Source organism: Rhodococcus sp. IEGM 1409 (assembly GCF_030056735.1).
In the GTDB taxonomy this organism is placed as follows: Bacteria; Actinomycetota; Actinomycetes; order Mycobacteriales; family Mycobacteriaceae; genus Rhodococcus_F.
Map to the genome: position 1 here is coordinate 188,866 of NZ_JASHKN010000004.1, position 25,330 is coordinate 214,195.

The window sequence follows — 25,330 nt, forward strand, 5'->3', positions numbered from 1 at the left end:
GTTCGAGCGGTGGAACCCGGTGGTACCGTCCGTCGGTGAATCGTTGGTGGCGGATCGGACTTCTCATCGCGGCGTGTGCGCTGCTGGCCACCGGGTTCCAATCCGTCACCGGCGTACACGGCGACGATCTCGCCGTGTACCGGACGGCGGGTCAAGCCGTCCTCGACGGCTCGAACCTGTACGACGGGTCGTTCAACGCGAGATTGCCGTTCACTTATCCGCCCTTCGCTGCGCTCGTCGCCGTTCCGGTCGCCTTGGGCTCCTGGGGTGCGGTCCAGTGGGGATGGAGTTTTGTCAGCCTCCTGATGCTGGCCGCGATCATCGTGCTCAGCTATCGCGAAGTCCCGTTCACACGTAGGCGGCCCGTCGTGGTCTACGTGGGTTTCCTGGTCCTGTGGACGGCGGCATCGCCGATCTCCGATCACCTCGGGTACGGGCAGGTCGGGTTGTTCCTGACACTCCTGTGCCTGATCGACGTGCTGGCTCGACCCCGGTGGATTCCCGAGGGTGTGCTGGTGGGGATCGCCGGGGCGGTCAAACTGGTGCCGCTCGTCTACATCGGTTACTACGTGATCACCGGGCGTTGGAAAGCAGTTGCGGGCGGCCTCGCCGGCTTCCTCGGCGCCACGGCGCTCGGCTTTGCCGTTCTCCCGCGCCAGACGATCGACTACTTCGGTGACATCGCCTCACTCTCGGGGCGCGTCGCGGTCGGTGACCCGTCCGTGTTCGGCAACCAGTCCGTGCGTGGAATGGCCTTGCGGCTACTTCCCGAGGGCCTGGTGGGTCCCGCATGGCTCTTCGCCTGTGCAGTGTTGGGTGTCCTCGGAATTGTCGCAACGCGGCGTGCTCAGCGCCTGCGGGGTGATCTTGCCGGTTTCACGGTGGTGGCTCTGCTGGCGGCGATCGTGACTCCTATTGCCTGGACCCACCATTTCGTGTGGTTGGTGCCTGCGGTGGGCGTGCTACTCGTGCCGATCAAGTCGGGCATGGGGGAGGGCCCTCGATCGGTACCCGTGTGGTCCTGGATCGCAATCGCCCTCACCGCTGCCGTCGTGCTGTTTCGGCTTCCTCGCGTCGGCGCGGACATGGATATCCCGGTCTTCGGCTTCGTTCTGGAGAATTCGTTGCTCTGGGCGAGCCTCGCGGTGGTTTCCGCTCTGGCTGCCTCCGGCGTGAGCCGCACCGAACCCGAGACGGTCGACGCCGACGATCCGAAATCGTCGCTGCCGACCTGAAAACAGGCCGCGACACGCGCATGGGCGTCGAAAATGCTCGAAAATTTTGAATGTGTCAGCGACCACGTTCATTCCCGCAGGTAACGATTTCGCACACACCCACCGGGCTGTCGTGCTGTTTGTATCGAAATGCTTTGTGTTACAGTCTATTTCGGTACTGTACGCACGTTCATGTTGCGCCGAATCCGTCTCGATCCTGCCGAAAACAGCGACGATCCGTGACATCGATTCGACGCGCATAACCCACCGCGATCTGCATCGGACCGCGGGGGGTGGGTTAGCAATTCACGCCAGGCGTGAGTACGGTCGCTATCGCTGCTGGTTATCAGCGGAATAGACAAAATTTGTACACGACGAGACGGAGGAACCGTGGCCCTTCCCCAGTTGACTGATGAGCAGCGCGCTGCTGCTTTGGAGAAGGCAGCTGCTGCCCGCAAGGCCAGGGCTGAGCTCAAGGAGCGCCTGAAGCGTGGCGGCACCGACCTCAAGCAGGTCCTCAAGGACGCCGAAGACAACGAAATCTTGGGCAAGATGAAGGTTTCGGCACTGCTCGAGGCACTGCCCAAGGTGGGCAAGGTCAAGGCTCAGGAGATCATGACCGAGCTGGAGATTGCACCGACCCGTCGCCTTCGTGGCCTCGGTGATCGGCAGCGCAAGGCTCTGCTCACCAAGTTCGACTTCGAGGCCTGAGCCGACAAGTGATGATTGCTGACGCAACAGTGTCAGAGAGCAAGACTGCAGTGCGGAGGGGTCGGCTGGTTGTACTGGCCGGCCCTTCGGCTGTCGGTAAGTCGAGCGTCGTTCGCGAGCTGAGAACTCGGTTGCCTGAACTCGTTTTCAGTGTTTCGGCGACCACTCGCGATCCCCGTCCAGGTGAAGTGGACGGCAAGGACTACCGATTTACCTCCCGCGAAGAATTTCAACGGATGATCGACTCCGGTGAACTTCTCGAATGGGCGGAAATCCACGGCGGCCTGCAGCGCTCCGGCACACCCGCAGCTCCGATCGAAGAAGCACTCCAAGCTGGAAAGCCCGTTCTCGTCGAGGTCGATCTCGCCGGAGCACGAGCTGTCCGGAAGGCGATGCCCGAAGCTTTGTTGGTGTTCATGGCGCCACCGAGTTGGGACGTTCTTGTGCAACGGCTGACTGGACGGGGCACCGAAACGGAAGACGTCGTGGCACGCCGACTCGAGACGGCTCGAGTGGAATTGGCTGCACAGGACGAGTTCGACACGGTCATCGTGAACGAGGATGTAAGCCATGCTTGCGATGAGTTGGTATCCTTGTTGGTCGGGAACTGATTCCGCATCCTTCGGGAACCGATTTCCGCCCCGTTTCTCAGATATCCGGATCGATAAATCTAGTTCTTCAATGAAGATCTAATTCAGGAGACACAAGAGTGAGCAGCACTTCAGCCGCGTCCGCAGCAGGTCAGGGCGCTCTGCCTGCCTACGACACCCCGCTCGGCATCACCAACCCGCCGATCGACGAGTTGCTCGAACGCACCTCTTCCAAGTACGCCCTGGTCATCTACTCGGCCAAGCGTGCGCGCCAGATCAACGACTACTACAACCAGCTCGGTGACGGCATCCTCGAATACGTCGGACCTTTGGTCGAGCCCGGTCTGCAGGAAAAGCCGCTGTCCATCGCGTTGCGTGAAATCCACGCTGATCTCCTCGAGCACACCGAAGGCGAGTGAGCACCACGTCTGCCGCACCCGAACCTCGTTCGGGTGTCGGGGGAGTGTCCGACGCACCCACATCGATACGTAAGCGCATTGTCGTCGGTGTCGGTGGGGGTATCGCCGCGTACAAAGCGTGCTCGATCATCCGCAGTTTCACCGAGAGTGGTCATCACGTTCGCGTGATCCCGACGGAATCCGCTTTGGAGTTCGTCGGCCGCGCCACGTTCGAAGCGCTCTCCGGTAACCCGGTTCACACCGGCGTCTTCAACGACGTCCCGCAGGTTCCGCATGTCCGTCTCGGGCAGGAAGCCGACCTCGTTGTCATCGCGCCGGCAACAGCTGATCTGATGGCGCGAGCCGTCATGGGCCGCGCAGACGACCTGTTGACGGCCACTTTGTTGACCGCTCGCTGTCCGGTCGTCTTCGCCCCCGCCATGCACACCGAGATGTGGGAACACCCCGCAACAGTGTCCAACGTGGCGACACTTCGCTCGCGCGGCGTCCACGTGATCGAACCTGCCTCCGGGCGTTTGACCGGTAAAGACACCGGAGCGGGGCGACTTCCCGAGCCCGACGAGATCGTCGGTCTGGCGTCGTTGCTCCTCGAGCGTTCGGATGCATTGCCGCGAGACCTGGAAGGTCGCCGCATTCTGGTGACCGCCGGCGGTACTCGCGAGCCTCTTGATCCCGTGCGTTTTCTTGGTAATCGCAGTTCGGGTAAACAGGGGTACGCACTCGCCCGTCTGGCCGCACAACGCGGCGCGCACGTCACGCTGATCGCCGGCTACACGGCCGATCTCGCCGACCCCGCCGCCGTCGACGTCGTGCACATCAAGACGGCCGAAGATCTCCGACTGGCAGTGGAGAAGCACGCACCGGGACACGACGGAGTCGTCATGGCCGCGGCTGTCGCGGACTTCCGTCCCACCACCGTCGAAGGCAGCAAGATCAAGAAGGGCGCCAACGAACCCGACTCGATCAGCCTCACTCGGAATACCGACATACTTGCCGGTCTCGTGGAATCGCGTCATGACGGCGATCTGGATGCTCGAACGGTCATCGTCGGATTCGCCGCCGAGACCGGCGACGCACACGGTGACGTTCTCAGTTACGCCCGCTCCAAGCTTGCCCGCAAAGGCTGCGACCTCCTCGTTGTCAACGCGGTCGGCGAGGGCAAGGCGTTCGAGGTCGATCACAACGACGGCTGGCTGCTCGGTTCGGATGGCTCGGAGTCCGCGCTCGAGCACGGATCCAAGGCCCTGATGGCCAGCCGAGTGCTCGACGCCCTGGTCAAGCTCTTCCCCGAGTAGCGACACGCGCCCAGTGGTGAGAGTTACCCCACGATAATCGGGTGAGTGCAAGGGTGTTGCGCAGGCGGTCCAACCGTTATCGTCGGCTCAGCCCCCAGCTAACAAAGCATGACAAAACGGTCACCGAACGGTGATTCGGATACTTCAATAAGCTGTAGTCAAGAACTCAGTCGTCGAGAGGGAGATCTGTGAGCAAGTCCGGCAGTCGGCTATTCACCAGCGAGTCCGTCACCGAGGGGCACCCGGACAAGATCTGTGACGCGATCAGCGACTCGATCCTCGACGCGCTGCTCACCCAGGACCCGCGCGCTCGCGTGGCCGTCGAAACGCTGGTCACCACCGGCCAGGTTCACGTAGCCGGCGAGGTCACCACCACTGCGTACGCGGATATCCCGAAGATCGTGCGCGACACGGTCCTCGAAATCGGCTACGACAGCTCCGCGAAGGGTTTCGACGGAAACTCGTGCGGCGTGAACGTCGCGATCGGCGCACAGTCGCCCGAGATCGCGCAGGGTGTCGATCACTCGCACGAGGCTCGCGTCGACGGAATCAGCGACGACGAGATCGACCGTCAGGGTGCCGGCGACCAGGGCCTGATGTTCGGCTACGCCACCACCGACACTCCGGAACTGATGCCGCTGCCCATCGCGCTGGCGCATCGTCTGTCCCGCAGGTTGACCGAGGTCCGCAAGTCCGGCGTGCTGCCGTACCTGCGCCCGGACGGCAAGACCCAGGTCACCATCGAGTACGACGGCGACAAGGCCGTTCGGCTCGACACGGTGGTCATCTCCACCCAGCACGCAGCGGACATCGACCTCGACAACCTGCTGACGCCGGACCTTCGCGAGAAGGTCCTCCATTCGGTGCTGACCGACGTGAACCTCACCGACCTGGACACCTCCGACGTCCGCCTGTTGGTCAACCCAACGGGCAAGTTCGTCCTCGGTGGCCCGATGGGTGACGCCGGTTTGACCGGTCGCAAGATCATCGTCGACACGTACGGCGGAATGGCTCGTCACGGCGGCGGCGCATTCTCCGGCAAGGACCCGTCGAAGGTCGACCGCAGCGCTGCCTACGCCATGCGCTGGGTAGCCAAGAATGCGGTTGCCGCAGGTCTGGCCGATCGCATCGAGGTTCAGGTCGCCTACGCCATCGGCAAGGCAGCTCCGGTCGGACTCTTCGTCGAAACCTTCGGCACCGAGAAGACCGATCCGGCACGGATCCAGAAGGCGATCACCGAGATCTTCGACCTGCGTCCGGGAGCGATCATTCGCGACCTCGACCTGCTGCGCCCGATCTACGCGCAGACGGCGGCGTACGGTCACTTCGGTCGCACCGACATCGAGCTTCCGTGGGAGAGCACTGATCGTGCCGACAAGCTGCGTAGCGCAGCTGGTCTCTGATCACTGACGTACAGACGGGGCGCGGGTGGGCGCGGAAAGAGTAGCGGCAGAAGTCGATCCGGTCGCCCGGGTGCTGCCGATGCTCCCGCTCGCTCACCTCGACCGTGAATTCGACTACCTCGTTCCTCGTGAACTCGAAGCGGATGCGCAGCCTGGAGTCCGGGTGCGTATCCGCTTCGCTGGTCGGTTGGTGGACGGCTTCATCGTCTCTCGCGTGGCAACCAGTGACCACCAGGGGAAGTTCGGCTGGCTCGAACGCGTCATCTCGTCCGAGCGGGTCCTGACGGCCGAAATCGCGCAGGTAGTCGATCGCGTGGCCGAACGCTACGCCGGAACCCGTGCCGATGTTCTCCGCTTGGCGGTACCGCCGCGCCACGCGAAGGTCGAAGCCGAATTGTGGGAGCCCGCCGAGCTGCCGTCCGCTCCCGAAGTGATCGAACATGGTTGGCATCTCTACAGATTCGGTGACGCATTCCTGACTGCGATTCGTGAATCGAAAAGCCCACGTGCAGTCTGGCAGGCGTTGCCCGGCGAAAACTGGCCGTTGCGGCTGGCCGAACTGGCCGGCGCCGTAGCAGCAAGCGGGAAATCCGCGATCCTGGTTGTGCCCGACCAACGCGACCTGGACCGCGTAGTCGCCGCATGCGTCGAACTCTCCGGAGCGGATGCAGTGGTGGGTCTGTCCGCGGGCTTGGGGCCGGCCATGCGATACCGAAGGTGGCTCGCTGCACTGCGCGGGACCGCCCGGATCGTCGTCGGCACTCGGAGCGCTGTTTTTGCACCGACCCCCGACACCGGTCTGGTTGTCGTCTGGGACGACGGCGACGACAATCTCTCCGAGCCGCGGTCGCCGTATCCGCATGCCCGTGAAGTTGCCGTCCTGCGTGGCTACGTCGCCGGGTGCGCTGTCGTGATCGGTGGGTTCTCACGAACTGCAGAAGCCCAGGTCCTCGTCGATTCGGGATGGGCGCACGATCTGGTCGCCACGCGGGATGTCGTTCGGGCCCACGCACCCAAGATCACGGCGCTGGCCGACAGTGATCAAGCCTTGGCCCGCGATCCCGGAGCAAGAGCGGCTCGGTTACCCGCCATTGCATTCGCGGCTGCCCGGCGCGCTCTGGGCGAGGGCAACGGAGTCCTGGTGCAGGTGCCGCGCCGGGGGTACGTACCGACCTTGGCCTGCGGAAAGTGCCGTGCCCCGGCACGGTGCCGTCGGTGCAACGGCCCACTGGCGCTTCCCGCTGCGGCAGGCCCGGACGGCGCTGGGACGCCGGCGTGCCGCTGGTGCGGGGTCGCCGATGCCGCCTACCGATGTCACGCGTGCGGCGCGAAAGCTTTGCGCGCGGTGGTGGTCGGTGCCGGCCGAACTGCCGAAGAGCTCGGGCGCGCGTTTCCCGGAGTGAAAGTCGTACTGTCCGGGGGCGGTGATGTGGTCAAGGAACTGCCGCACGGGCCCGCGTTGGTGGTTTCGACGGTCGGTGCGGAGCCGGTGATGACCGGCGGCTACGGCGCAGCGCTCCTGCTCGACGGTTGGGCGTTGCTCGGCCGGCCGGATCTTCGCGCCGCCGAGGAAACGCTCAGACGCTGGATGTCGGCTGCTGCCATGGTGATTCCACTGTCCGAAGGCGGTGAAGTCGTGGTTGTCGCGGACTCGGGTATCCCGACGGTGCAGGCATTGGTCCGGTGGGACCCGGTGGGGCACGCACAGTCTCAATTCGAGGAGCGAGACGAGGTCGGCTTTCCTCCGGCCGTGCACATGGCAGCGATCGACGGCGGATCCGCCGCGATCGCGGAGTTGGTGGAGTCGGCTGAACTGCCGGCCAGTGCTGTGCTGCTCGGCCCAGTGGAATTGCCTGCGGGGGAGCGGCTTCCCTATTCCGGCGAGGACGAGAGTGGTGTCGCGCCGGAGCGAATGCTGGTCCGCGTTCCACGTAAGGACGGTCGCGGCCTTGCGGATGCTCTGGCACATGCGCGAGCCGCGCGCAGTGCGCGGAAGTCATCGGGTCCGGTCCGCATTCAGATCGATCCCCGCCGCATCGGCTGAGTGTCGCGCTGGCAGGTCCGTACTTGCTTGTACAGATAATCTTGCGCACTCCAGTATGACGATATATCGTCGAACTATCAACGATAGTGATGGAGGTTTGACGATGGATGCAAGTTTCCCGAACGAGGGGATGTTCGGCCGTCGAGGCTTTTTCGGCGCTTTCGGACGTGAGCAGCGGCCGCCCCTTGTGATGTGGGTGCCGACGGACGATGGTGCGCCGGACGACGCTCCCCGCGATCACGACGGCGGGCATCGTGGTCGACCGCACGAGCGTCCGGGCTTCGGCGACATGCCACGCAGAGGCCATCGACGGGGGCGTTTCGGTCCCGACGGCGGACCCGGCCCCAGTTTCGGTCCGGGCGCTCAGTTCGGTCGCGGGCGAGGACGTGGTGGACGAGGTCGTCGTGGAGATGTGCGCGCTGCGATTCTGTTGTTGATCGCCGAAGAGCCGATGCACGGCTACGAATTGATTCAGCAGATCGTCGAACGCAGCGGCGGCGTCTGGAAGCCGAGTCCGGGCTCCATCTATCCTGCCCTGTCCCAGCTCGAGGACGAAGGTCTGGTGATCATCGAAAAGGTCGCCGGTCGCAAGACTGCCAAGCTGACCGAAGAAGGTGTTGCGTACGTCGAGGAGCATCGCGCCGATCTCGGAGCGCCGTGGGACGACGTTCGTCTCAGTGTGGGGGAGCCGGAGCAGGACCTTCGTGAACTGATCGGACAGCTGATGGGCGCGGCCGGTCAAGTGGCCGCTGTAGGCACGCCCGCGCAGGTCAAGGCCGCAGCCGACGTGCTGGTCGAGGCACGCAAGTCGCTGTACCGAGTGCTTGCCGGTGACGATGCCGGTAAAGGCGGCAATTGAGACGTCTGATACCTACTGTTCGGTAGGGTATGCACCCCGAAGTTTCTGGTGTTACGGTCAGCTCCCTCGTAGTATCAGAGCAGGAGCAGGAACAATGTCTGGCGTCAAACGGTCTGTGGGACTGACATTTTCGGTAGCAGTGGCGCTGCTGATAGGAGCACCGCCCGCGATATCGGCTGCCGCGCCGGCGCTCCCGTCCTCGAGTGCCGACGCGATGGACGTTCCCCTCGACATCGGCCCCGGCCAGGTGTCCCGTTCGGTTGCCACTGCATTCGCGCATGCTCATCCCGGATCTGCCCCAGCCGGGTCGAACGATTTCGGATGTGCGCCCTCCGCAGCGCATCCCCGGCCGGTTGTGCTCGCCCACGGGACCGACACCGAGGCGTACGCGGATTGGGCGGCTCTGTCACCCGCACTGGCGGAGGACGGCTACTGCGTATTCGCCCTCAACTACGGCGGTGCGATCAAAGAAGAAGACGGGGACGTCGCACACGAGACGTACGGCGTCGGAGACATCGTCGGTAGTGCCACCGCGTTCGGCTCCTTCGTCGATCAGGTGCTGACTGCGACCGGCGCGGACAAGGTCGACGTGATCGGCTACTCGCAAGGCGCGACGGTGACGCGGTATTACGTCAACAAGATGGGCGGGAACCAGTACGTCGATCATTGGGTCGGATTGGCATCGCCGACGTACGGCGGCGTGATGTTCGGGTTGGTCCCGATCGTCCGCGCGATTCCCGGTGGAGAAGACTTCGTCGAAGAAGTCTTCTCGCGAGCTGTCCGAGAGCAGATGCAAGGTTCCGATACGTTGAACGCGCTCAACGACGGTGGTGACACCGTGCCCGGTGTGCGCTACACGACAATCGGGTCGACTGTCGACGAGATGATCCAGCCGTCCTCGAACATCGCACTGCGCGACGCCGGTGCGGAGAACATCGTTCTCCAGGACCTGTGCCCGTCGAACCTGACCGGTCATTTCCGCATGCCGTACGACCCCTACGTGATCGACGTCATCCGGACGGTTCTGGATCCCGATGCCGAGCGGCACGCATCGTGCAGTGCAGTGCCGCTCGGCACGGATATTCCTCGAGTGGTCATCGATGCAAATTCGTGAGCACCGAGATCACTTCGGTCGGGATCCTTACTCGGCGAGCTTGGCAGTGGCCTGTGCCCACAGGAAGAACTTGTTGGTTCCCAGATCACGGACGGTCTTGATGTTGAACGCTGCCTTCAAATGCTCTGCATCCGAATCGCTTACACCGTTGAGTGCCGCGACCGGGGCGTCCGCCAATTCTTCGACGGACTTTCCCGAGTAGGCCTTGTCGAACTTACTGTCGATGCCTGCCATCTAAGTTCCTCCGTGTGATCGGTGTTTCCCGTATCAGCCTCCGCCGAGTGGCGACGACAGAAACAGTCAATACCGACGACCGGTGAATCTGCAGGGTTCTGATCAAAGAAATTGCTGAGAAAATGGTTCGGTGTGGCGCGAGGTAGGTCGTAGCTCGTGCAGTCCTTAGACTGACAGTTCCATCCACCGATACGTCCGGGAGCATTTTCGTGAGTTGCAGTCCACCGCGTTCGACAGGCCGATCGGCTGATCAGAGTCCGAAGAGCCCACCGAAACGGGAGAGCTGACATGCGCGTCGTGTTCGCCGGGACACCGGAACCGGCTGTTCCCTCCTTGCGCCGGCTCATCGAGTCGGCCAACCACGAAGTGGTCGCTGTCGTCACGCGTCCGGACGCCGTTGCCGGACGAGGCCGAAAAGTCACCCGATCGCCGATCGGATTGCTCGCCGACGAGCACGGCATCCCGGTGCTGACGCCGACCAAGGCGTCCGATCCCGACTTCGCGGCCGAACTCGCACGGCTCGAACCGGACTGCGCACCCGTCGTCGCCTACGGAAACCTGTTGCCGCAGAACGTACTCGACATCCCGAAATTCGGTTGGGTCAATTTGCATTTCTCCTTGCTCCCCGCCTGGCGTGGTGCCGCGCCGGTTCAGGCCGCGATCAGTGCCGGTGACGAGGTGACCGGAGCCAGCGCGTTTCGTTTGGAAGCCGGCATGGATACCGGCCCGGTGTACGGAGTGATGACCGAGCGGATTCGCGACACCGATACGGCAGGCGACCTGCTCGGACGTCTCGCGGAAAACGGCGCTGCCCTACTCGAATCGGTACTCGACGGACTCGAGGCCGGAGAGATCAACGCGGTTCCGCAGTCGGCCGACGGCGTCTCGTACGCCCCCAAGGTGACGGTGGAGGCTGCCCGTGTGAAGTGGGAGTTGCCCGCGCGCACGATCGACCGTCACATCCGTGCCGTCACCCCCGCGCCCGGCGCGTGGACGATGATCGGTGACCTACGGGTCAAGGTCGGGCCGGTCACCGTCACGGACGAGACCCTGGCAATCGGTGAGATCTCGGTACGCAAGGATGGTCTGTACATCGGTACCGCGACCACCGCGGTACGACTCGGGCAGATTCAGCCCCCGGGCAAGAAATTGATGTCGGCAGGGGACTGGGCACGCGGTGCCCGACTCGACGCGGAGGTACGAGCACAGTGACCGAATCACGACGACCGGCACGACGGACCCAGGGTCCCGGAGCCAAGAACGCAGCCGGTGGAAAGAACACCAAGCCGAAGCAGGCCAAGCGACCGGATCCGGCCACCGCCGGGCTCGATCAGCCGCGCCTGGCCGCGCGCGACGTACTGCGCGCGGTCCGTGAACGTGACGCGTACGCCAACCTGGTACTGCCCGGACTGCTTCGCGATCGCAAGCTCGACGCGCGCGACGCCGCGCTGGCAACCGAACTCGCGTACGGTGCCGCACGCGCCCAAGGTCTGTTGGACGCGGTCATCGCGCACGCAGCGGGTCGGCCGATCGAGGAGATCGACGGAACCCTGCTCGACGTTCTCCGTCTGGGCTCGTATCAACTGTTACGGACCCGCGTTGCCCCGCACGCCGCTGTTGCCACCTCGGTCGACCTCGTTCGCGCCGAAAACGGTCAGGGCCGAGCAGGATTCGTCAACGCAGTCCTGCGTCGTGTCTCCGAACGCACTCAGGACGAGTGGGTCGAGCTGCTGGCCCCGAAGGACCCGATCGGCCGACTTGCCTTCGAGCACGCTCACCCTCTGTGGATCGCGCAGGTGTTTTCGGACTCGCTCGGCGCCGCAGCCGGAGAGCTCGAAGACGTCCTGATCGCCGACGACGCCCGCCCCGCCGTGCACCTCGTCGCCCGCCCCGGTGAGATCTCCGCCGAGGAGCTCGCGCTGGTGACCGGCGGCGAGATCGGGCCGTACTCGCCGTACGCCGTGCATCTCGACGGCGGTGACCCCGGACAGCTCGAGGCGGTCCGCCAAGGCTTGGCGGGTGTGCAGGACGAGGGCAGTCAGCTCGTTGCCCGCGCCCTCAGCATTGCTCCTCTCGAAGGTGAAGACGCCGGCCGCTGGCTCGACCTCTGCGCAGGTCCAGGAGGTAAGGCGGCGCTTCTCGGCGCTCTTGCCGGTATCGAAGGCGGACGCCTCGACGCCGTCGAGCCCGTCGAACACCGTGCCGAACTGATCCGCAAGACCACTCGCGAGCTTCCCGTGGACGTACACGTGGCGGACGGCCGCGAATCGGGACTCGAACCCGGATACGACCGCATCCTCGTCGACGCTCCCTGCACCGGATTGGGCGCCCTGCGTCGGCGCCCGGAAGCTCGTTGGCGTCGCCAGCCGTCCGATGTTGCGCCGCTCGTGAAGTTGCAGCGCGAATTGCTCGCCGCTGCAATCGAACTGGTACGCCCCGGCGGGGTGGTGCTCTACTCGACGTGCTCGCCGCACCTGTCGGAAACGCTGGCAGTCGTCGCCGACGCAGTGCGACGTCACGGCGTCGTGGAACTCGACACCAAGGAATTGGTGCCCGGTGTTCCGGACGTCGGAGACGGGACTTCTGTTCAGCTGTGGCCGCACCGGCACGGCACGGACGCGATGTTCATGGCCGCTTTGCGCAAGCCGCTGGCCTGATCGGATGACTTCTGGGCATCGGTAGTCGTATGGTGCCTACATGGTTACGTGGGAACAGGTTGTAGTACTGGGTTCGGCTCTTCCCTCCGTGGAGGAGTCGACCTCGTACAACACCCCGGCACTCAAGGTGGCAGGCAAGACTTTTGCGCGACTCCGCACCGAAGCGGAGGGCGCTTTGGTTTTGATGTGCGGTCTGGACGAGAAGGAAGCGCTGCTCGCCAGTGGCGAGGCGCCCTTCTTCACCACCGATCACTATCACGGTCACGGCTCCATCCTCGTGCACCTCGAACTGATCGACGAGGTGCAATTGGCGGAGATGCTCGAAGATGCGTGGCGAATCAAGGCTCCGGCCAAGGTGCGCAAGCTTCGCAGTGTCGTGAAGAACTGATCGGTGTGCGCCTGTCCAACGGTGCGGCCGTTCCCTACTGACGTGCATGCACGGTCGGCAATGAAGCACAGCTAAACTCGGCATCGTGGCTTCCCCGATGATTGCACCGTCCATTCTGTCCGCAGATTTTGCTCGACTCGCCGATGAAGCGACTGCCGTGTCCGGCTCCGACTGGCTTCACGTCGACGTGATGGACGCGCATTTTGTTCCCAATCTCACGCTGGGTCTGCCGGTCGTCGAGAGTCTGCTGAAGGCGACGGATATTCCGCTCGACTGCCACCTCATGATCGAGAACCCGGAGCGCTGGGCACCGCCGTATGCCGAGGCCGGCGCGTACAACGTCACGTTCCACGCCGAGGCCACCGACGACCCGCGTTCGGTTGCCCGCGATATTCGTGCCGCCGGTGCCAAGGCCGGGCTGAGCGTCAAGCCGGGAACCCCGATCGACGATTACCTCGAAATTCTCAAGGACTTCGACACCCTCTTGATCATGAGCGTCGAACCCGGATTCGGCGGCCAGTCCTTCATGCCGCAGGTGCTCGACAAGGCACGCGCAATTCGCAAGCTCGTCGATTCGGGTGAGCTGACGCTGCTCGTCGAAATCGACGGCGGCATCAACGCTTCCACGATCGAGCAGGCCGCGGAGGCCGGGATCGACTGCTTCGTTGCCGGTTCGGCTGTGTACGGAGCGAGTGATCCCGGTGAGGCGGTGCGCAAGCTCCGCGCGCAGGCTGCCTCGGCGTCGCCGCACCTGACGCTGTCGGTCTGAGCCGCTCGATGGCAAAGGGTGGACAGGCATCGACGGCTGATCTCGACGCCGCGATGCAGATTGCGCTGGCCGCAGCTGATTCCGCGCGCGGATTCACCAGCCCCAACCCGCCCGTCGGTGCGGTCATCCTGGCGGCCGACGGCACCATCGCGGGCGTCGGTATGACGCAACCGCCCGGCGGACCGCACGCGGAGGTCGTCGCGCTCGACGAGGCCGGCGATGCAGCGCGTGGCGGTACCGCAGTGGTGACACTGGAACCGTGCAATCACCAGGGACGAACCGGCCCCTGCACACAGGCGTTGATCGACGCCGGAGTCTCGGCGGTTGTCTACGCAGTCGGTGATCCCAATCCGGAAGCCTCCGGCGGCGCAGCGACGCTCATGCGAGCCGGCATCAGCGTGACGGCCGGACTGCGAGCACCCGAGGTGGAAGCTGGTCCTCTGCGATCCTGGCTGCACAAACAGCGCACCGGTCGCCCGCACATCACGTGGAAGTATGCAGCCAGTCTGGACGGACGCAGCGCCGCCGAGGACGGAACGAGTCAGTGGATCACCGGGCCGCAGGCGAGAGCGCGCGTGCATGCGCAGCGGGCACAGATCGATGCAATTGTGGTCGGCACCGGCACCGTGTTCGCCGACGATCCGTGGCTGACGGCGCGTCAGCCCACGGGTGAGCTCGCGGGGCACCAGCCCGTGCGCGTCGTCGTCGGAAAGCGCGAAATACCTTCGACTGCAAGCGTTCTCGATGACACCGCACCGACTCTGGTGCTCAATACCGACAACATCGATGAAGTAATCGAGGCGTTGGGGGAGTACACAGACGTACTGCTCGAGGGTGGTCCCCGTCTGGCCGGAGCATTCCTCGCCGCCGGATATGTCGACGTCATCGAGGCGTACATCGCGCCGATACTGCTCGGCGCGGGCGCTTCCGCGCTGGTCGATGCCGGAGTGCACACCATTACCGACGCCCACCGATTCCGTTTGGAGTCCGCGGTAACGATCGGCCCCGATATTTTGTTGAGTCTGGTTCCGGAGAGTTCTGCTCCGGGGAACGAGGAGTAGGGCGCGTGTTCACAGGAATTGTGGAAGAACTCGGCGAAATTGTCGCCAAGGAAGAACTGGTCGATGCTGCACGGTTCACGGTGCGCGGGCCACTGGTGACCTCCGACGCCGGTCACGGTGATTCGATCGCGGTCAACGGTGTGTGCCTGACGGTCGTCGACGTGCTTGCAGACGGTTCGTTCACCGCAGACGTCATGCAGGAAACGCTGAACCGCTCGAGCCTGGCGAAGCTGGACGTCGGCTCTCGCGTCAACCTCGAGCGTGCCGCCGCGCTGAACAGCCGACTCGGCGGCCACCTGGTTCAAGGGCACGTCGACGGAACGGGCCATGTCATCTCCCGCTCGCCTTCCGAGAACTGGGAGGTAGTGCGGATTGCACTGCCGGACTCCATTTCCCGTTACGTCGTGGAGAAGGGGTCGATCACCGTCGACGGTGTCTCGCTGACGGTCTCCGCGCTGGGCGGCGACCGTGGGTTCGAGTATTTCGAGATCTCGCTGATCCCCACGACGTTGGAGTTGACGACGCTCGGTACCGCGGTGGTCGGTACTCCGGTGAACCTCGAGGTGGACGTGATCGCGAAGTACGTCGAGCGGCTTCACTCTGCCGGTCGGTAGGACCAGGCTGATCGGACCCGTCCGATTGGTCGTAGGGTTGTGAGTGCATCCGTCGGATGCACTCGTTGTATTCGATGATGTGAAAAGTCAAGACTTTGGAGTGCGAGCACGTGACCAGGTTCGACAGTATCGAGCGCGCAGTAGCAGATATCGCTGCAGGTAAAGCTGTTGTCGTTGTGGACGACGAGGATCGTGAGAACGAAGGCGATCTCATCTTCGCCGCCGAGAAGGCCACCCCGGAACTGGTGGCGTTCATGGTTCGCTACACCTCCGGTTACCTGTGCGTGCCGCTCGACGGTGACGATTGCGATCGGTTGGGCCTGCCCCCGATGTACTCCACCAACCAGGACAAGCACGGCACCGCGTACACGGTGACCGTCGACGCCCGTGAGGGAATCGGTACCGGCATCTCGGCATCGGACCGCGCTGCGACGATGCGTTTGCTCGCCAACCCCGAATCCGGTGCCAACGATTTCACTCGTCCCGGCCACGTCGTGCCGCTCCGCGCCAAGGAAGGCGGAGTACTGCGTCGTCCGGGCCACACGGAAGCTGCAGTCGACCTCGCCCGCATGGCGGACCTGCGTCCCGCCGGCGTCATCTGCGAAATCGTCAGCCAGAAGGACGAGGGCGCGATGGCTCAGACCGACGAGTTGCGAGTCTTCGCCGACGAACACAACCTCGCTCTGATCTCGATCGCCGACCTCATCGCGTGGCGTCGCAAGCACGAGAAGCACGTGCTGCGTATCGCCGAAGCCCGGATCCCCACCCGCCACGGTGAGTTCACCGCTGTCGGCTACACGAGCATCTACGACGAGGTCGAGCACGTTGCACTGGTGCGCGGCGACATCGCGGGTCCCGATGCTGACGGTAGCGACGTACTCGTCCGCGTTCACTCCGAGTGCCTCACCGGCGACGTCTTCGGTTCGCTGCGGTGCGATTGCGGCCCGCAGCTCGATGCCGCACTGGACATGGTCGCTCAGGAAGGCCGCGGCGTCGTCCTGTACATGCGAGGACACGAGGGTCGTGGCATCGGTCTGATGCACAAGCTGCAGGCCTACCAGCTCCAGGACGCCGGTTCCGACACCGTCGACGCCAATCTCGAACTCGGACTACCGGCCGACGCCCGTGACTACGGCATCGGTGCACAGATCCTCGTCGATCTGGGCATCTCGTCGATGCGCCTGCTGACCAACAACCCGGCCAAGCGTGTCGGTCTGGACGGGTACGGCCTGCAGATCACCGACCGCGTTCCGATGCCGCTGCGCGCGAATGCCGAAAACCTCACCTACCTGCGCACCAAGCGCGACCGGATGGGCCACGATCTGATCGGACTCGACGAGTACGAGGCGAACCAGAACACTGCACAGCCCGGAACCGCACTGTGAGCGGCGAAGGTCAGCCGCAGCTCGCCATCGCCGAGGCCAAGGATCTGAAGCTGGCGATCGTTGCCGGGCAGTGGCACGCGACGATTTCCGAGGCACTGATCGCCGGCGCACAGCGCGTCGCCGAGCAGGCACAGATCAAGGACGTGACACTGGTCCGTGTCGCCGGTGCGATCGAATTGCCGGTCGTTGCGCAGGCGTTGGCTCGCACCCACGACGCCGTCGTTGCACTCGGCGTCGTCATCCGCGGTGGTACGCCGCACTTCGAGTACGTGTGCGACGCGGTCACCGCCGGCCTCACCCGCGTCTCGCTCGACGAAAGCACCCCCGTGGGGAACGGTGTCCTGACGACTGACACCGAGCAGCAGGCTCTTGACCGTTCGGGCCTGCCGGGTAGCGTCGAGGACAAGGGCGCACAGGCCTGCGCCGCCGCACTGGACACCGCAGTGACCCTGCGTCATCTCCGAGCACCATGGACCGAGGATTCGTTTCGATGAGCACACCCGGCGACAACGAGAACTGGGAACTGATCGCCTCACCGCGTAAGTCGACGCGGTACGCGATCGGCGTCGCTGTCCTTCTGGTGATCGTTCACGTCACACTTGCGCTCTTGCTCCGCCAGGGGTCCACCGGCGTGTACTTCCGCGCCGCGGACCAACTTGCGATGGCCGGCATCGGCACCATTCTTGCTCTCGGTGTACTGATGTTGACCCGGCCTCGGGTCAAGGTGGGCAAGCAGGGAATCGCCGTACGAAACATCCTGGGCGAGAAGATCGTCGACTGGGATCTGTTCGAGGGGCTCTCGTTCCCCGACGGCGCCGCCTGGGCGCGTATCGAATTGCCCGACGACGAGTACATGGCAGTGATGGCAATCCAGTCCAACGACCGCGAGTACGCCGTCGACACAGTCGGTAAGTTCCGCGAACTCGCCGACCGCTACGCACCGGTCGCGCACAAGAGCAACTGACGTCTTCCGGCCGGTTCGGTACCCGCATCCTGCGCGTTTCCGAGTCGGTCGGTGGCGGCGACTAACCTGAAACCGTGCCGGATCCCTCGACTTACCGCCCCGCTACCGGAACCATTCCGGCCGCGCCGGGCGTCTACAAATTTCGCGATCCGCATGGTCGGGTCATTTACGTCGGTAAGGCGAAAAGCCTCCGTTCACGTTTGAACTCGTACTTCGCGGACGTCACGACACTTCATCCCCGTACGCGGCAGATGGTGACCACCGCCGGCAGCGTCGAGTGGACGGTCGTCAGCACCGAAGTCGAAGCGCTTCAGCTCGAGTACAACTGGATCAAGGAATTCGATCCGCGGTTCAACGTGCGGTACCGCGACGACAAGACGTATCCGGTTCTTGCTGTGACGCTCAACGAAGAGTTCCCTCGGTTGTTCGTCTACCGCGGTCCGCGGCGCAAGGGCGTCCGCTACTTCGGTCCCTACTCTCATGCCTGGGCGATCCGCGAAACTCTCGATCTGCTGCTACGAGTGTTTCCCGCACGAACGTGTTCGTCCGGAGTCTTCAAACGGCACAACCAGATCGGTCGTCCTTGCCTTCTCGGCTACATCGACAAGTGCTCGGCGCCCTGCGTCGGCCGCGTCAGTGCCATGGAGCATCGACAGATCGTCGAAGATTTCTGCGACTTCCTCGCCGGCCGCACCGACAAGCTGGTCAAAGACCTGGAAAAGCGCATGCAGCAGGCTTCCGAGGACCTCGACTTCGAGACCGCAGCTCGTCTGCGTGACGACATCGGAGCCTTGCGGAAGGCACTCGAAAAGCAGGCAGTGGTGCTCGGTGACGGCACAGACGCCGATCTCGTCGCCTTTGCCACCGATGATCTCGAGGCCGCCGTTCAGGTGTTCCACGTGCGCGGTGGACGCGTGCGCGGTCAGCGTGGATGGGTCGTGGAGAAGGCAGGCGACGCCATCGACTGGGCTGCGCTCGATGCCGAGTCTGACCTGCCGATTCTGGTCGAACAGTTCCTCACGCAGTTCTATGGTGAGCAGGCGGCCCTCGACCCTGGAGCGGGCTCCGGGGCCGCGATCAGCGCCGTTCCCAAGGAAGTTCTCGTACCGGTTCTGCCGGCAAACGCGACCGAGATCCAGGCGTGGTTGAGCGAGCTTCGGGGATCGCAAGTGCAACTGCGGGTTCCGCAACGCGGCGACAAGAAGGACCTCGCCGAAACAGTCCAGCGAAACGCGAAAGAGGCTCTGGCGCAGCACAAGCTCAAGCGCGCCGGGGATTTCACTTCACGATCTGCAGCGCTGCAGGGCATCCAGGAAGCGCTGGACTTGGATTCGGCTCCGCTACGAATCGAATGCATCGACATCAGCCACGTCCAGGGAACCGACGTCGTGGCGTCACTGGTCGTGTTCGAGGACGGGCTCCCGCGCAAGTCGGACTACCGGCACTACGCGATCAAGGAAGCTGCCGGCGACGGCCATTCCGACGACGTGGCGAGTATCGCCGAGATCACTCGCAGGCGGTTCCTGCGCCACAACCGCGACCTGGGCGTTCTAGCGGCTTCGGCGTCGACCATGGACGCGGACGGCGGGGATCTCGCTCCCGAAGCGGCGATCGACCCGGCCACCGGTCGGCCTCGGCGCTTCGCCTATCCACCCAATCTGTTCGTCGTGGACGGCGGCGCCCCTCAGGTCACGGCGGCAGCTGCTGTCCTCGACGAGCTGGGGGTGACCGACGTCGCGGTGGTCGGGTTGGCCAAGCGACTCGAAGAGGTATGGGTACCGGGGGAAGAAGATCCGGTGATCCTTCCCCGAACGAGCGAGTCGTTGTACCTACTGCAGCGCATCCGCGACGAAGCTCACCGCTTCGCGATCACGTTCCATCGCAGCAAGCGCTCGAGGCGAATGACGGCTTCGGCGCTGGACTCGGTCAAGGGGCTCGGTGAAACCCGTCGTACCGCTCTGGTGGCTCACTTCGGTTCCGTGGCGAAGCTGAAAACGGCAACGGTCGAGGAGATCATGCAGGTTCCTGGTATCGGTGAGACCACCGCCACAGCAGTTCTGACCGCACTGGGAACGGATTCGGCTGCGGCCGATGCGGGTGCTGAAGCTCGCGCGCTGCCCGCCGCGGTAGGGGATGATGAGCTGGACACGGAATCCGAATCGTCTGTTACGTCTGCTGACGCGCCCAGCGCTGAATCCGGTAGCGGTGACGAGGCCTCCGAGTCGAGAGAATTGTCCATGCCGACGACGGGGCCGAGTGCACAGTGACTACCGACAGCGCCAAAGACAGTCGAACGATGGATTTCCTGCTGGTGACGGGATTGTCCGGAGCAGGTTTGAGTACCGCGGCCAAGGTGCTCGAAGACCTCGGCTGGTATGTCGCGGACAATTTGCCACCTGAGCTGATTTCCCGGATGGTCGGTCTGAGCTTGACCTCCGATCCGCCGGTCGATCGTCTTGCCGTCGTGATCGACGTGCGGAGTCGACTCTTCACCGGCGACCTCGGTTGGGTCCTCACCGAACTCGAGGCGGAACCGATCCATACCCGGGTGCTCTACCTCGAAGCATCGGACGACGTGTTGATCCGGCGGTTCGAGCAGGTGCGCCGCAGCCATCCCTTGCAGAACGACGGCATCGACGGCACGTTGTCCGAAGGGATCGCAGCCGAGCGTCGGCAGTTGGCAGTGGTGAAGGCGGCCGCCGATCTGGTCATCGACACGTCGGCGTTGAAGGCTCATCAGCTGCGTCAGAAGATCGAAACGGCGTTCGGGAACGATGCCAACCGCACGATGAAGGTGACGGTTCAGTCGTTCGGATTCAAGTACGGCCTGCCGATGGATGCCGATCTCGTCTGTGACGTTCGATTCCTGCCCAATCCCCACTGGATCCCCGAACTTCGTCCGCACACCGGTCAAGACGCCGACGTCCGCGACTACGTGTTGTCCCGAGAGGGTGCCGAAGACTATCTCGACACCTACCGTCATCTGGTGGATTTGACGATCGCCGGATATCGACGAGAAGGAAAGCGCTACATGACAATTGCGGTCGGGTGCACCGGCGGTAAGCACCGCAGCGTCGCCATGTCCGAAGCTCTCGCGAGGCGTTTGGGTTCCGAGGAAGACATCTCGGTCAGCATCGTGCACAGGGATCTGGGGCGCGAATGAGTGAACCGACACAGCGCTCGCAGGAAGCACTCGAGCGGCCGGCCATCGTCGCTCTGGGCGGCGGGCACGGATTGTTCGCCACCCTCCAAGCCGTCAGACGTCTGACGGTCGACGTCACCGCGGTGGTCACGGTCGCCGACGACGGTGGATCCTCGGGCCGGCTGCGCGCCGAACTAGGCGTCATCCCGCCCGGTGACCTCCGGATGGCGCTCGCGGCTCTGGCATCGGACGAACCCGAGATAGTCGACTGGACTCGGACCATTCAGCATCGCTTCGGCGGTGTCGGCGCACTCGCCGGGCACTCGGTGGGCAATCTCATCCTGGCCGGGCTCACCGAGGTACTCGGCGATCCAGTCGTCGCGCTCGACGAGATGGCGCGACTGCTGCGAATCCGTGGCCGTGTGTTGCCGATGTCGCCGATCGCGCTCGAGATCGAAGCTGACGTTCAAGGACTCGAAGAGGACCCCCGCGTCAGCCGCTGCATTCGTGGACAGGTCGCCGTCGCGACGACGCCGGGCAAGGTCCGGCGCGTGAGACTGCTCCCGTCCAATCCTCCCGCGTGCCCCGACGCGGTGACCGCGATCGATCGTGCCGATCTCGTGGTCCTCGGCCCGGGTTCGTGGTTCTCGAGCGTGATCCCGCACGTACTGGTACCCGAGCTCGTCGAATCACTCTCGTCGACGAAGGCTCGAAAAGTGCTGGTGCTCAATCTCGCACCCGAGCCGGGGGAGACCGCCGGATTCTCCGCAGAGCGTCACCTGCACGTACTCTCCCAACACGTCCCCGATTTCCGAGTCGACTACGTCGTGGTCGACTCGGCGTCGGTACCTGCCGGGCGTGAACGTGAACATCTGCAGCGTGCGGCGGATCAATTTTCGGCCGAAGTGAGGTACGCGGATGTCGCGGACACCTCACCGGGCGCAGCGCACGTACACGATCCGGCAAAACTGGCCGACGTGTTGGCCGAACTGTCGAGCAGTGCGGCAGTAGGGGATTCGACACAACCTTCACGGCAAGAACAGCATTCCGAAGAACAGAGGGAGAACGCTTCGTGGCAATGACAGCGGAGGTCAAGGACGAACTGAGCCGGTTAGTGGTGACTCAGGTCAGCTGCCGCAAGGCAGAGGTCTCCGCGTTGCTGCGCTTTGCCGGTGGGCTCCACATAGTCGGCGGCCGGGTGGTCGTCGAAGCGGAGGTCGATCTGGGTTCCACGGCGCGACGTCTGCGCCGGGAGATATTCGACCTGTTCACCTACAGTGCCGATGTTCACGTACTCAGTGCCGGCGGACTTCGTAAGTCCGCGCGCTACATCGTGCGCGTGGCGAAGGAAGGTGAGGCGCTCGCCCGCCAGACGGGACTACTCGATCTTCGCGGCCGCCCGGTTCGCGGCTTGCCTGCGCAGGTGGTCGGGGGAAGTGTCGGCGACGCCGAAGCAGCTTGGCGCGGAGCGTTCCTCGCGCACGGTTCCCTGACCGAACCCGGCCGTTCGTCGGCGCTCGAAGTCAGCTGCCCGGGCCCGGAAGCCGCACTGGCATTGGTCGGAGCTGCGCGGCGTCTCGGGATCTCGGCGAAGGCACGTGAGGTGCGCGGAACGGATCGTGTGGTGATCCGCGACGGCGAGGCCATCGGCGATCTCCTGACCCGAATGGGAGCCCAGGACACGCGTCTGGTGTGGGAGGAGCGACGGATGCGACGTGAGGTCCGCGCCACCGCCAATCGTCTCGCCAATTTCGACGACGCAAACCTGCGACGCTCGGCTCGCGCTGCCGTCGCCGCTGCTGCACGCGTCGAGCGTGCATTGGAGATCCTCGGCGAGGACGTGCCCGACCACCTCGCGGCGGCGGGCGCACTGCGCGTCGAGCATCGGCAGGCGTCCCTCGAAGAACTAGGCCAGTTGGCGGACCCGCCGATGACCAAGGACGCCGTTGCCGGACGTATCCGTCGCCTGCTGTCCATGGCTGATCGCAAGGCAAAGGAAACGGGCATACCCGACACCGAATCCGCAGTGAATGCGGAGCTACTCGAAGAGGGATGACCTGCCCTCCGTCAGGGTGGGCTGCGCACGTTCGGGCCACGCGCATTAGGGTATGAGTCACATCGACCGATGAACCCCACGTCCGCGTCGTGCACACACGGATTCGGAGTATGCGTGGGTCAAGTTGCACACCAGAATCATGGTCAAAGGAGCGAATTGTGACTGTCCGGGTTGGCGTAAACGGTTTCGGCCGTATCGGACGTAACTTCTTCAGGGCGGTGGATGCGCAGAAGGCGCTCGGAACCACCGATATCGAGATCGTGGCAGTCAACGACCTGACTGACAATGCGACGCTCGCTCACCTGCTGAAGTACGACTCCATCCTCGGCCGTTTGCCGTACGACGTGTCGCTCGACGGTGACGACACGATCGTTGTCGGCGATCAGCGCATCAAGGCCCTCGCACACCGCGGCCCGTTGAACGAACTTCCCTGGGGCGAGCTTGGCGTCGACGTCGTCGTCGAGTCCACCGGCATCTTCACCGACGCCGCAAAGGCCAAGGGACACCTCGAAGCCGGCGCCAAGAAGGTCATCATCTCGGCTCCGGCCAAGGGTGAAGACATCACCATCGTCATGGGCGTCAACGACGACAAGTACGACGGCAGCCAGAACATCATCTCCAACGCATCGTGCACCACCAACTGCCTCGGCCCCATCGCCAAGGTTCTCGACGACGAGTTCGGCATCGTCAAGGGTCTGATGACCACGATCCATGCGTACACCCAGGATCAGAACCTGCAGGACGCTCCGCACGCAGACCTCCGTCGCGCCCGCGCCGCCGCACTCAACATCGTTCCCACCGGCACCGGTGCAGCCAAGGCAATCGGCCTGGTTCTCCCGCAGCTGCTCGGCAAGCTCGACGGCTACGCACTGCGCGTGCCGATCCCCACGGGCTCGGTCACCGACCTCACCGCGAACCTGAAGAAGTCGGCTACCGCCGACGAGATCAACGCCGCGATGAAGGCTGCTGCCGAAGGGCCACTCAAGGGCATCCTGAAGTACACCGACGCACCGATCGTCTCCTCGGACATCGTCACCGACCCGCACTCGTCGATCTTCGACTCGGGTCTGACGAAGGTCATCGACGACCAGGTCAAGATCGTTTCCTGGTACGACAACGAGTGGGGCTACTCCAACCGCCTCGCCGACCTCATCGGCCTCGTCGCCAAGTCTCTCTGAGCGGAGTTTCGATAACAGTGGCAGTTCAGACGCTGAAGGATCTGCTGGACGCTGGGGTCGAGGGTCGCACCGTACTGGTGCGTTCCGACCTCAATGTTCCGTTGGATGGCGGAGAAATCACGGACCCGGGCCGCATCGTCGCGTCCGCTCCCACCCTGCGGGCACTTGCCGAGGGTGGAGCGAAGGTCATCGTGACCGCGCACCTCGGGCGCCCCGACGGTCAGCCCGATCCCAAGTTCTCCCTCGCACCGGTTGCTGCGAAGTTGGCCGAAATCCTCGGTCGCAACGTGCAGCTAGCCGGTGACGTCGTGGGACAGGACGCGCTGGCTCGTTCCGAAGGACTCACCGACGGTGACGTCCTGATGCTCGAGAACATCCGTTTCGACCCTCGCGAGACCAGCAAGGACGAAGCCGAGCGGGTCAAGCTCGCCAAGGCTCTCGTCGAGCTGGTCGGTGACGACGGCGCATTCGTCTCCGACGGATTCGGTGTTGTTCACCGTAAGCAGGCGTCGGTCTTCGACGTCGCGAAGCTGCTCCCGCACTACGCGGGTTACCTGGTCGGCGCCGAGGTGGAGGTGCTCGCCAAGCTCACTCAGGACGCAGCGCGTCCGTACGCGGTGGTGCTCGGCGGCTCCAAGGTCTCGGACAAGCTGGCCGTCATCGAGGCACTGGCACCGAAGGTCGACACTCTGGTGATCGGCGGCGGAATGTTCTACACGTTCCTCGCGGCTCAGGGTGTGTCCGTGGGCAATTCGCTGTGCGAAGAGTCCATGATCGGGACCTGCAAGGATCTTCTCGACCGGTACGCCGACGTCATCCACATCCCTCAGGATGTTGTTGTCGCGGACTCCTTCTCGGCGGATGCCGAGTCGAAGATCGTTCCGTTCGACGAGATTCCCGACGGCTGGATGGGTCTGGACATCGGACCGGAGTCGGTCAAGCGCTTTGCCGCGATCCTGACCGGCGCCAAGACCGTGTTCTGGAACGGCCCGATGGGCGTGTTCGAGTTCCCGAAGTTCGAGGCAGGCACCCGCGGTGTCGCCGAGGCAATCGTGGAGGCAACCGAGAAGGGCGCCTTCAGCGTCGTCGGCGGCGGCGACTCCGCAGCAGCCGTTCGTCAGCTCGGTATCCCGGACGAGGGCTTCTCGCACATTTCCACCGGTGGTGGCGCTTCCCTCGAGTACCTCGAGGGCAAAGAGCTGCCCGGCATCGCAGTACTGGAAGGCTGATCCG

25 protein-coding genes are annotated in these 25,330 nt (G+C 64.1%); 24 read left to right on the forward strand and 1 reads right to left on the reverse strand.

The window, feature by feature from the left end; all coding sequences use genetic code 11:
* Positions 1-35 precede the first annotated feature (35 nt).
* The 9 genes from QM716_RS13665 to QM716_RS13705 all read left to right on the forward strand — a co-directional run bounded on the left by QM716_RS13665 (position 36) and on the right by QM716_RS13705 (position 9,649).
* Positions 36-1,235, forward strand: coding sequence for a glycosyltransferase 87 family protein (locus QM716_RS13665; protein ID WP_283304627.1), 1,200 nt, complete (start codon positions 36-38; stop codon positions 1,233-1,235).
* Positions 1,236-1,604: 369 nt separating this feature from the next.
* A complete protein-coding gene (gene mihF, locus QM716_RS13670) occupies positions 1,605-1,925 on the forward strand; it encodes an integration host factor, actinobacterial type (protein ID WP_003944825.1) in 321 nt (106 codons plus the stop codon).
* 11 nt (positions 1,926-1,936) lie between these two features.
* Positions 1,937-2,536, forward strand: a complete 600-nt coding sequence (gene gmk, locus QM716_RS13675; RefSeq protein WP_283304628.1) for a guanylate kinase — start codon at positions 1,937-1,939, stop codon at positions 2,534-2,536.
* 98 nt (positions 2,537-2,634) lie between these two features.
* A complete protein-coding gene (gene rpoZ, locus QM716_RS13680) occupies positions 2,635-2,934 on the forward strand; it encodes a DNA-directed RNA polymerase subunit omega (RefSeq protein WP_003944996.1) in 300 nt (99 codons plus the stop codon).
* On the forward strand, positions 2,931-4,229 hold the full coding sequence (coaBC, locus tag QM716_RS13685; protein WP_502942033.1) for a bifunctional phosphopantothenoylcysteine decarboxylase/phosphopantothenate--cysteine ligase CoaBC: 1,299 nt from the start codon (positions 2,931-2,933) through the stop codon (positions 4,227-4,229). The genes rpoZ and coaBC overlap by 4 nt, the downstream gene beginning before the upstream one ends.
* Positions 4,230-4,417: 188 nt before the next feature.
* Entirely contained in the window at positions 4,418-5,632 is a 1,215-nt protein-coding gene (gene metK, locus QM716_RS13690; protein WP_230815546.1) for a methionine adenosyltransferase, read from the forward strand.
* Positions 5,633-5,657: 25 nt separating this feature from the next.
* Positions 5,658-7,676 carry a primosomal protein N' gene (locus tag QM716_RS13695; RefSeq protein WP_283304629.1) on the forward strand — a complete coding sequence of 673 codons (2,019 nt, stop codon included), beginning with the start codon at positions 5,658-5,660 and terminating at the stop codon, positions 7,674-7,676.
* A 190-nt stretch (positions 7,677-7,866) separates the two neighbouring features.
* The gene (locus QM716_RS13700; protein WP_502942051.1) at positions 7,867-8,535 is read left to right on the forward strand and encodes a PadR family transcriptional regulator; all 669 of its coding nucleotides are present in this window, start codon (positions 7,867-7,869) and stop codon (positions 8,533-8,535) included.
* 94 nt (positions 8,536-8,629) lie between these two features.
* Positions 8,630-9,649 carry an esterase/lipase family protein gene (locus tag QM716_RS13705; RefSeq protein WP_283304631.1) on the forward strand — a complete coding sequence of 340 codons (1,020 nt, stop codon included), beginning with the start codon at positions 8,630-8,632 and terminating at the stop codon, positions 9,647-9,649.
* A gap of 27 nt (positions 9,650-9,676) precedes the next feature.
* On the opposite strand, the gene QM716_RS13710 is transcribed toward QM716_RS13705, so the two are convergent.
* Positions 9,677-9,883, reverse strand: coding sequence for a hypothetical protein (locus QM716_RS13710; protein ID WP_283304632.1), 207 nt, complete (start codon positions 9,881-9,883; stop codon positions 9,677-9,679).
* Between the two features lie 288 nt (positions 9,884-10,171).
* Between QM716_RS13710 and fmt the strand changes: the two genes are divergently transcribed.
* The 15 genes from fmt (at position 10,172) to QM716_RS13785 (ending at position 25,326) form a co-directional block, all read left to right on the forward strand.
* Positions 10,172-11,095, forward strand: a complete 924-nt coding sequence (gene fmt / locus QM716_RS13715; RefSeq protein ID WP_283304633.1) for a methionyl-tRNA formyltransferase — start codon at positions 10,172-10,174, stop codon at positions 11,093-11,095.
* On the forward strand, positions 11,092-12,540 hold the full coding sequence (locus QM716_RS13720; RefSeq protein ID WP_283304634.1) for an RsmB/NOP family class I SAM-dependent RNA methyltransferase: 1,449 nt from the start codon (positions 11,092-11,094) through the stop codon (positions 12,538-12,540). Before fmt ends, QM716_RS13720 begins: the two co-directional genes overlap by 4 nt.
* A gap of 40 nt (positions 12,541-12,580) precedes the next feature.
* The gene (locus tag QM716_RS13725; protein ID WP_283304635.1) at positions 12,581-12,928 is read left to right on the forward strand and encodes an MmcQ/YjbR family DNA-binding protein; all 348 of its coding nucleotides are present in this window, start codon (positions 12,581-12,583) and stop codon (positions 12,926-12,928) included.
* A gap of 85 nt (positions 12,929-13,013) precedes the next feature.
* Positions 13,014-13,697: a ribulose-phosphate 3-epimerase gene (gene rpe, locus QM716_RS13730; protein WP_230815552.1), complete on the forward strand. Its 684-nt coding sequence runs from the start codon at positions 13,014-13,016 to the stop codon at positions 13,695-13,697.
* 8 nt (positions 13,698-13,705) lie between these two features.
* Positions 13,706-14,758 (forward strand): bifunctional diaminohydroxyphosphoribosylaminopyrimidine deaminase/5-amino-6-(5-phosphoribosylamino)uracil reductase RibD, encoded by a 1,053-nt coding sequence (ribD, locus tag QM716_RS13735; RefSeq protein WP_283304636.1) that lies wholly within the window; start codon positions 13,706-13,708, stop codon positions 14,756-14,758.
* Positions 14,759-14,763: 5 nt separating this feature from the next.
* On the forward strand, positions 14,764-15,372 hold the full coding sequence (locus QM716_RS13740) for a riboflavin synthase (RefSeq protein ID WP_003944892.1): 609 nt from the start codon (positions 14,764-14,766) through the stop codon (positions 15,370-15,372).
* A gap of 110 nt (positions 15,373-15,482) precedes the next feature.
* The gene (locus QM716_RS13745) at positions 15,483-16,757 is read left to right on the forward strand and encodes a bifunctional 3,4-dihydroxy-2-butanone-4-phosphate synthase/GTP cyclohydrolase II (RefSeq protein ID WP_283304637.1); all 1,275 of its coding nucleotides are present in this window, start codon (positions 15,483-15,485) and stop codon (positions 16,755-16,757) included.
* A complete protein-coding gene (gene ribH, locus QM716_RS13750; protein ID WP_230815555.1) occupies positions 16,754-17,251 on the forward strand; it encodes a 6,7-dimethyl-8-ribityllumazine synthase in 498 nt (165 codons plus the stop codon). The genes QM716_RS13745 and ribH overlap by 4 nt, the downstream gene beginning before the upstream one ends.
* Positions 17,248-17,721 carry a PH domain-containing protein gene (locus QM716_RS13755; RefSeq protein ID WP_007727982.1) on the forward strand — a complete coding sequence of 158 codons (474 nt, stop codon included), beginning with the start codon at positions 17,248-17,250 and terminating at the stop codon, positions 17,719-17,721. Before ribH ends, QM716_RS13755 begins: the two co-directional genes overlap by 4 nt.
* A gap of 74 nt (positions 17,722-17,795) precedes the next feature.
* Positions 17,796-19,988 carry an excinuclease ABC subunit UvrC gene (gene uvrC / locus QM716_RS13760; protein ID WP_283304638.1) on the forward strand — a complete coding sequence of 731 codons (2,193 nt, stop codon included), beginning with the start codon at positions 17,796-17,798 and terminating at the stop codon, positions 19,986-19,988.
* Entirely contained in the window at positions 19,985-20,884 is a 900-nt protein-coding gene (rapZ, locus tag QM716_RS13765; protein ID WP_172436543.1) for an RNase adapter RapZ, read from the forward strand. Before uvrC ends, rapZ begins: the two co-directional genes overlap by 4 nt.
* Positions 20,881-21,945, forward strand: coding sequence for a gluconeogenesis factor YvcK family protein (locus QM716_RS13770; RefSeq protein ID WP_283304639.1), 1,065 nt, complete (start codon positions 20,881-20,883; stop codon positions 21,943-21,945). The genes rapZ and QM716_RS13770 overlap by 4 nt, the downstream gene beginning before the upstream one ends.
* Positions 21,936-22,919, forward strand: a complete 984-nt coding sequence (gene whiA, locus QM716_RS13775; protein WP_230815559.1) for a DNA-binding protein WhiA — start codon at positions 21,936-21,938, stop codon at positions 22,917-22,919. The genes QM716_RS13770 and whiA overlap by 10 nt, the downstream gene beginning before the upstream one ends.
* Before the next feature lie 158 nt (positions 22,920-23,077).
* Positions 23,078-24,097 (forward strand): type I glyceraldehyde-3-phosphate dehydrogenase, encoded by a 1,020-nt coding sequence (gene gap, locus QM716_RS13780; RefSeq protein ID WP_003944851.1) that lies wholly within the window; start codon positions 23,078-23,080, stop codon positions 24,095-24,097.
* Between the two features lie 17 nt (positions 24,098-24,114).
* Complete coding sequence (locus QM716_RS13785) at positions 24,115-25,326, forward strand: phosphoglycerate kinase (RefSeq protein WP_283304640.1); 1,212 nt, start codon at positions 24,115-24,117, stop codon at positions 25,324-25,326.
* Positions 25,327-25,330: the final 4 nt, after the last annotated feature.